6 protein-coding genes and 1 pseudogene are annotated in these 7216 nt (G+C 63.4%); all 7 read left to right on the top strand.

What is annotated here, in order from left to right:
• Nucleotides 1–479, top strand: a 479-nt coding sequence (locus tag EN738_RS27520; RefSeq protein WP_145966945.1) for a phosphatidate cytidylyltransferase, incomplete at its 5' end; no start/stop codon positions are given.
• A gap of 103 nt (nucleotides 480–582) precedes the next feature.
• Nucleotides 583–1725 carry an RIP metalloprotease RseP gene (gene rseP / locus EN738_RS27515; RefSeq protein WP_127286428.1) on the top strand — a complete coding sequence of 381 codons (1143 nt, stop codon included), beginning with the start codon at nucleotides 583–585 and terminating at the stop codon, nucleotides 1723–1725.
• Nucleotides 1726–1944: 219 nt separating this feature from the next.
• Nucleotides 1945–4320, top strand: a complete 2376-nt coding sequence (gene bamA / locus EN738_RS27510; RefSeq protein ID WP_127286427.1) for an outer membrane protein assembly factor BamA — start codon at nucleotides 1945–1947, stop codon at nucleotides 4318–4320.
• A gap of 76 nt (nucleotides 4321–4396) precedes the next feature.
• Entirely contained in the window at nucleotides 4397–5452 is a 1056-nt protein-coding gene (gene lpxD, locus EN738_RS27505) for a UDP-3-O-(3-hydroxymyristoyl)glucosamine N-acyltransferase (RefSeq protein ID WP_127286426.1), read from the top strand.
• Complete coding sequence (gene fabZ / locus EN738_RS27500) at nucleotides 5445–5903, top strand: 3-hydroxyacyl-ACP dehydratase FabZ (protein ID WP_127286425.1); 459 nt, start codon at nucleotides 5445–5447, stop codon at nucleotides 5901–5903. The genes lpxD and fabZ overlap by 8 nt, the downstream gene beginning before the upstream one ends.
• 14 nt (nucleotides 5904–5917) lie before the next feature.
• A complete protein-coding gene (lpxA, locus tag EN738_RS27495) occupies nucleotides 5918–6751 on the top strand; it encodes an acyl-ACP--UDP-N-acetylglucosamine O-acyltransferase (protein ID WP_127286424.1) in 834 nt (277 codons plus the stop codon).
• Nucleotides 6738–7216: pseudogene (locus EN738_RS27490) on the top strand (UDP-2,3-diacylglucosamine diphosphatase LpxI); the annotation flags it as partial. The gene lpxA and the pseudogene EN738_RS27490, both read left to right, overlap by 14 nt.

The raw sequence follows: 7216 nt of genomic DNA, 5'->3' as shown, positions 1-7216 counted from the left end.
TCTCCGGCCTGTCGCTGGCGATGCTGCGCGACGGCGACCATTCCGGCCTGATTGCGATCCTCTTCCTGTTCGCCGTCGTCTGGGCGACCGACATAGCGGCTTATTTCGTCGGTCGCGCCGTCGGCGGCCCCAAGCTGGCGCCGTCGATCTCGCCCGGCAAGACGCAGAGCGGGGCGCTCGGCGGCGCCATTGGCGGCGTGATCGCGGGTGTGCTTCTGGCTGCGGTGGCCGGGGTCGGCAATCTCGGCATCGTTGGCCTTGTCGCCCTGGCTTTGTCGGTCGTCTCGCAAGCCGGTGACCTTTTCGAATCCTGGGTCAAGCGTCGCCATGGGCAGAAGGACTCGGGAAACCTGATACCCGGCCATGGCGGCGTCATGGACAGGGTGGACGGGCTTGTCGCGGCGGCGTTCGCCCTGTACGTCATCGGATGGATATCGGCGGGCGCCGATCATCCGGCCCAGGGGCTGTTTCCGGTTTGAACCGCATGTCGTAGGGCGAGAGACGGGCTGCGCCACGGATTCGCCTGGATTGATGTCACAGTCGCGGCACGGCCTGCGTCGCGCACGATCTTGAGGACACGACTTGAACGAGATTCTTCACGCGTTGTTCAGCACGGAAGGCTTCGTCCTCGGCACGCTGGTGCCGTTCCTGTTCGTGCTGACCGTGGTGGTCTTCGTGCACGAAATGGGTCACTACCTCATCGGCCGCTTGTGCGGCATCGGCGTCAAGGCCTTTTCGATCGGCTTCGGCCCCGAGCTCTTCGGCTTCAACGACAGCCACGGCACGCGCTGGAAGCTCTGCGCCATACCGCTTGGCGGCTATGTGAAGTTCGTCGGCGACATGAATGCCACGTCGAGCCAGCCTAGCGCCGAGGACCTGGAAACGCTGAGCGCTGCCGAGCGCGCTGTCGCCTTCCACACCCAGCCGATCTGGAAGCGCGCAGCCACGGTGGTGGCGGGGCCGCTGTTCAATTTCCTGCTGACGATCGCCGTCTTTGCCGTGCTGTTTTCCGTCTATGGCCGCCCGGTGCTGGATCCGATGGTGGCCGAGGTTGTCGCCGGCAGCCCGGCCGAGAAAGCCGGCATCCTGCCCGGTGACCGATTCGTCAAAGTCGATGGCAGCGCGGTCGAAACCTTCGCCGACGTCCAGCGCCTGGTCCAGGGTCGCGCCGGCGACGCCATCGCCTTCACCATGCTGCGTGGCGGCAAGGAGATCACGCTCACGGCGACGCCGGAGCCGATGGAGCAGCAGGACGCGCTGGGCAACAAGATCAAGGTGGCGGTGATCGGCGTCGCCAACAGCACGGAACTCGGCCAGCCGCGCGTCATCACCTACAATCCGGTCGGCGCGGTGGGAGCGGCCGTCGAAGAGACCGGTCACGTCATTCAGCGCACCGGCCAGTTCCTGCAGCGTTTCCTCGTCGGCCGCGAGGACAAATGCCAGCTGGGCGGGCCGATCAAGATCGCGAAAATGTCGGGGCAGGCGGCAAAACTCGGCTTCGAGTGGCTTGTGCAGCTTGTTGCTTTCCTGTCAGTGGGGATAGGAATTCTCAACCTGTTGCCGATTCCCCCTCTCGACGGCGGCCACCTGTTGTTCTACGGCGTGGAGGCGGTCATCCGCCGGCCGGTGTCGGAACGGATGATGGAAATGGCCTATCGGGCCGGGCTGCTTCTGGTGCTCGGCTTCATGGGGTTCGTATTCTGGAACGATCTGTTTGGATGCTGAAATCATGAAGAAATTTGGCTTCAGCAGCCGCAATGTTGAGACGCCGTTTACCATGCACAGGGGTAAGGCGTGACGCGAAAGCCACGCACCAGGGTTAAGTAATTACAAATTAACCAGAAGCCTTGCGTGTAGGGAAAATCCGGTTAATACGGTATGGGAAAATTACCGCACGTCCGGTTTTCTCGCCGTGGGGACTACGAGAAAAGGTACAAAAGCCCGATGAAGGCAGCATCCAAGTTTCTGAGCGCCGCGTCCGCGGTGGCTTTGTCCGCCGCTCTGGTTGTGCCAGGCGCGCTCGCAGTGCAGTTCGTTGCCACATCAGCTGCCGAGGCGGCCGTTGTCTCCAGAGTCGAGGTGACGGGCAATCAGCGTGTCGACGCAGACACCATCCGCAACTACATCCAGATCAAGCCCGGCAAGGCCTTCTCCAGCTCCGACATCGACGATGCGGTCAAGGCGCTGTTCGGCACCGGACTGTTCTCGGATGTGCAGATCAACCAGGTCGGCTCCTCGCTGGTCGTCAAGGTTTCCGAATACAAGGTCGTGAACCAGGTCCTGTTCCAGGGCAACAAGAAGCTCAAGGACAATGCACTGGCAGTCGCCGTGCAGCTGAAGCCGCGCGGCACCTTCTCCCAGCAGACGCTCGATTCGGACGTCGATGCGGTGAAGGCTGCGTATCGCCGCATCGGCCGCGACGACGCCGCCGTGACGACGCAGATCATGGAACTCGGCGACAACCGCGTGAACGTGGTCTTCAACATCAATGAAGGTGGCCGCACGCAGATCGCCGCGATCAATTTCGTCGGCAACAGCGCCTATTCGAGCCGCCGCCTTTCGGACGTCATCGCCACCAAGCGTTCGTCCTGGCTTTCCTTCGTGCTGCGCGACGACGTCTATGACGAGGACAAGCTGCGCGCCGACCAGGAACTGCTGCGCCGCTTCTACTACAATCACGGCTATGCCGACTTCCAGGTCGTCTCCGCGGTCGGCGAGCTCGACGACACCACCAATAAATACACGGTCACCATCACCGTCCAGGAAGGCGATCGCTACACGTTCGGCGACGTCAGTGTCGAAAGCACCATCCCCGAGGTCGACTCGAAGGCGCTGGAATCGGTGGTCGAAACCCATAAGGGTGACGTCTACAACGCCAAGGACGTCGAGGACTCCATCATCGCGCTGACCGAGAAGGTTGCCGGTTCCGGCTATGCCTTCGCCCAGGTGACGCCGCGTGGCGACCGCAATTTCGAGAACCACACGATTTCGGTCGTCTATACGATCGACCAGGGCACCAAGGCCTATATCGAGCGCATCGAAATCCGCGGCAACGACCGCACGCGCGACTATGTCATTCGTCGCGAGTTCGATGTGAGCGAAGGCGATGCCTTCAACCAGGTGCTCATCCAGCGCGCGAAGAAGCGCCTGGAAGCGCTCAATTACTTTGACAAAGTCGACATCTCGACGGTGCCGGGCTCGCAGCCCGACCAGGTCGTGCTGGTGGTGGATGTGGTCGAAAAGTCGACCGGCGAGTTCTCGGTCGGCGCTGGCTACTCGACCGGCGGCGAGACGGCGGGGCCGTCCGTCGAAGGCTCGATCACCGAGCGCAACTTCCTCGGCCGCGGCCAGTACATCAAGATCGCGGCGGGCGGCGGCAAGAACTCGCGCGACTACAGCTTCTCCTTCACCGAGCCCTACTTCCTCGGGCGCCGCATCGCGGCCGGCTTCGACGTCTTCCAGCAGACGCGCAACTACGATCACTACGACAGTGAGACGTTGGGCGCGACCGTGCGCTTCGGCCTGCCGATCACCGACAACATCTCGACGCAGCTGGCGTACAACATCGCGCAGGAGAAGTATAAGCTCGACAGTGGTTGCGATGACACGCCGCAAGATGGGATTCCGGACGCGGATTGCGATATCTCGGCGGCGATCGTTCAGGGTATTGACGAAAGTCCGTGGATCAAGTCGTCGGTCAGCCTCGGCCTGACCTACAACACCATCGATGACATGAAGAACCCGCATGAAGGCATCTATGCCAATGTGACCACGGAAGTGGCCGGCCTCGGCGGTGATGCCAAGTTCGTCAAGGTGACGGGCCGCGGCAGTGTCTACCAGACCCTTTCCGAGCAGTTGGATCTGGTCGGCCTGATCTCCGGCGGTGCCGGCCACATCGAAGGCTATGGCGACGACGGCTTGCGTATCTTCGATCACTTCCAGAGCAGCGACCGCATGATTCGCGGCTTCGCCTATGGCGGCATCGGACCTGTTGCCACGGGCACCAGTGGCGATCACCTCGGCGGCACCACCTATTTCAATGCCTCGGCGGAAGCCCAGTTCCCGCTGCCAGTTATCCCGGAAAGCTTCGGCCTGCGCGGCGCGGTCTTTGCCGATGCGGCAACGCTCTATGGCAGCAAGGTCGATACCGCCCTGGTCGATCAGTCGACGACCGACATGAAGCTGCGCGCTTCGGTTGGTGTCGGCCTGATGTGGGCTTCGCCTTTCGGCCCGATCCGCATCGACTACGCGGTGCCGGTCAAGAAGCAACCGACCGACGACGTGCAGGAATTCAACTTCGGCATAGCGACCCGTTTCTGATCCGCGGGTAACAATGCTTCCGGGCCGCGTTGCGGTCCGGAAGAGTGATCCGACCAAGCTGGATATTGCTTCTGGAATGACCGATCCGGTGTTCTTCGCGCCATCACGCCGGTATACGGCAGGCGAAGTCGCGAATCTGACCGGCGCCCAGCTTGTCGATTCCGCCCAATCCCATATTGCCATCGAAGCCCTGGCGCCGGCCAATGAAGGCGGCAAGGACGCGCTCGTCTTCGTCGACGGCAAGCGCAATTTCGCCCTTATGCCGTCGCTCAAGGCTGCGGCGGTTCTCTGTCCGGCGGACTTCGCGAGCAAGGCTCCGGCAGGCGTCGCGGTCCTCACCCATCCGCGCCCGCAGCAGGCGTTCGCGCTGGTCGGGCGCCTGCTGTTTCCGCAAGCGGCCACACCCGGGCCCATGACCGGCGAAACCGGCATCTCCCCGCATGCCCACATAGACCCGTCGGCGCATGTCGAGGCCGGCGCCGTTGTCGAGGCCGGCGCGGTCATCGGTCCGCGCGTCTCGATCGGCAGCGGCACCATCATTGCTCCGCATGCGGTCATCGGCCATTCCTGCCAGATCGGCCGCGACGGCTATGTCGGCCCGGGCGCCAGCGTGCAGTATGCGCTGATCGGCAATCGCGTCATCATCCATGGCGGCGCCAGGATCGGCCAGGACGGCTTCGGCTTTGTCGCCGGCGCCAAAGGGCCGGAGCGCGTGCCGCAGATCGGTCGCGTCGTCATCCAGGACGATGTCGAGATCGGCTCGAACACCACCGTCGATCGCGGCGCCATGTCCGATACAATCATCGGCCAGGGCACCAAGATCGACAATCTGGTGCAGATCGCCCACAATGTCCGCATCGGCCGCAATTGCATTATAGCCGGACTTTCGGGTATTTCGGGTTCCGTCGTCGTCGGCGACGGCGTCACCATGGGCGGCGGCGTCGGCCTCGCCGATCATTTGACCATTGGGCCTGGGGCCAAGCTTGCAGCGAGAAGCGGATTCATGAGCAACGTCCCGGCGGGCGAGATCTGGGGAGGCTATCCGGCGCAGCCGATGGCCGAGGCCATGCGCGAGATCGCGATGCTGCGCAAGCTGGCCAGGACCCGCAAACAGGGCGATGGGAATGGCTGACATGGTGGCGACGCTCGAGGCGGTCGACATATTGGGGCTGATGAAGCTCCTGCCGCATCGCTATCCGTTCCTGATGATCGATCGCATTGTCGACATCGACGGCGACGATTCCGCCGTCGGCATCAAGAACGTGACCATCAATGAGCCGCATTTCCAGGGCCATTTCCCGGATCAGCCGGTGATGCCGGGCGTGTTGATCGTCGAGGCCATGGCGCAGACCGCCGGCGCCATCTGCATCCGCAGCCTCAACGCTGAAAAACCCTCGCTGGTCTATTTCCTGACCATCGACAATGCCAAGTTCCGCAAGCCGGTCGTCCCCGGCGACCAGTTGAAGATCCACGTCAAGAAAATCAAGAAGCGCGGCAACCTGCTCAAATTCGCCTGTGAAGCCCTGGTGGACGGCGCCAAGGCCGCCGAAGCCGAGATTTCGGCGATGATGGTCACCGGCTGACGATCGAAATGCTCATGACAATTCAGACATTCATCCATCCTTCCGCCGTCGTCGAAGATGGCGCCGCCATCGGCAAGGGCGCCCGCATCGGGCCGTTCTGCCATGTCGGCGCCGACGCCGTGATCGGCGACCGCGTCGAACTGGTCAGCCATGTCTCGGTGATGGGCGCGACCACCGTCGGTGCCGGTACCAAGGTCTATCCGATGGCGACGCTGGGCGCGCCGCCGCAGAACACCAAGCACAAGGGTGGCCGCACGACGCTGGTGATTGGCGAGAACTGCACGATCCGCGAAGGCGTCACCATGCATCTCGGCACCGATTCCAGCCGTGGCGAGACGACGGTAGGGGACAATGGCAATTTCCTCGCCTATGCCCACATCGCCCATGACTGCGTCGTTGGCAAGAACGCCACCTTCGCCAATGGCGCGACGCTCGGCGGCCACTGCGAGATCGGCGACAACGTCTATATTGGCGGCCTCACCGCCGTTCACCAGTTCGTCCGCATCGGCAACAACGCCTTCATCGGCGGCTGTTCGGCAGTCGTCGGCGATGTCATTCCCTATGCGATTGCCGTCGGCAACCGCGCCAGCCTTCGCGGCCTCAACATCGTCGGCCTAAAGCGCTCGGGCCTGCCGCGCGCCGAGATCCACCTGTTGCGCAAGGCCTACCGGACGATCTTCGACCGCTCGCGGACCGTCGGCGAGAACATCGAGTTCGCCAAGGCGGAATTCGCCTCCTCGCCGACGGCCATGAAAATCATCGATTTCATCGCCAGTCGCGGCAAGCGGCACTATGCCGTCCCGTCGCTCAAGGGCGGCGACGGCGACGATGCCGATGACGAAGGCTGAGGCTGCCGGAGCCAAGCTAGACCTCGCGCCGGGCTCCAGGGTCGGCATCATCGCCGGCGGCGGCAGCCTGCCGGTGGAAGTCGCGGCCAGCCTGGCAAGGCAAGGGCACCCGCCCGTCATCATCGCTGCCGAAGGCGAGGTCGACCGCAAGCAGGACCTCGCCGGCTATGAGGCCGAGCAACTCGCGCTCGAAGACTTCGGCTCGCTGGTCCCGTTGCTCAGGCGCAAGCGGATCAGCCATCTCGTGCTGGCCGGCGAGATCAGGCGCAGGCCGAAATTAAGCGCCATGCGGCCGAGCCTTGGCCTGCTGGCGGTCGTGCCGACGGTGGTGATGGGGCTGGCGCGCGGAGATGACGGCCTGCTGCGGATCCTGACGCGCTTTCTGGAAAAGCGCGGCATCAAGGTCGTCGGAGCGCATGAGATCGTGCCCGAACTGTTCGCCGGCAAGGGCCCTTTGACCCAGGC

Origin of the sequence: Mesorhizobium sp. M4B.F.Ca.ET.017.02.2.1 (assembly GCF_003998955.1) — a bacterium.
Classification (GTDB): domain Bacteria; phylum Pseudomonadota; class Alphaproteobacteria; order Rhizobiales; family Rhizobiaceae; genus Mesorhizobium; species Mesorhizobium abyssinicae.
Note: the sequence above shows the minus strand (reverse complement) of the source record. Positions and strands in the feature narration are given on the sequence as shown.

Coding starts and splice junctions, on each gene's coding strand:
- bamA (WP_127286427.1), top strand. CDS start 1,945: ATGAAGGCAGCATCCAAGTTTCTGAGCGCCGCGTCCGCGGTGGCTTTG.
- lpxD (WP_127286426.1), top strand. CDS start 4,397: ATGACCGATCCGGTGTTCTTCGCGCCATCACGCCGGTATACGGCAGGC.
- fabZ (WP_127286425.1), top strand. CDS start 5,445: ATGGCTGACATGGTGGCGACGCTCGAGGCGGTCGACATATTGGGGCTG.
- lpxA (WP_127286424.1), top strand. CDS start 5,918: ATGACAATTCAGACATTCATCCATCCTTCCGCCGTCGTCGAAGATGGC.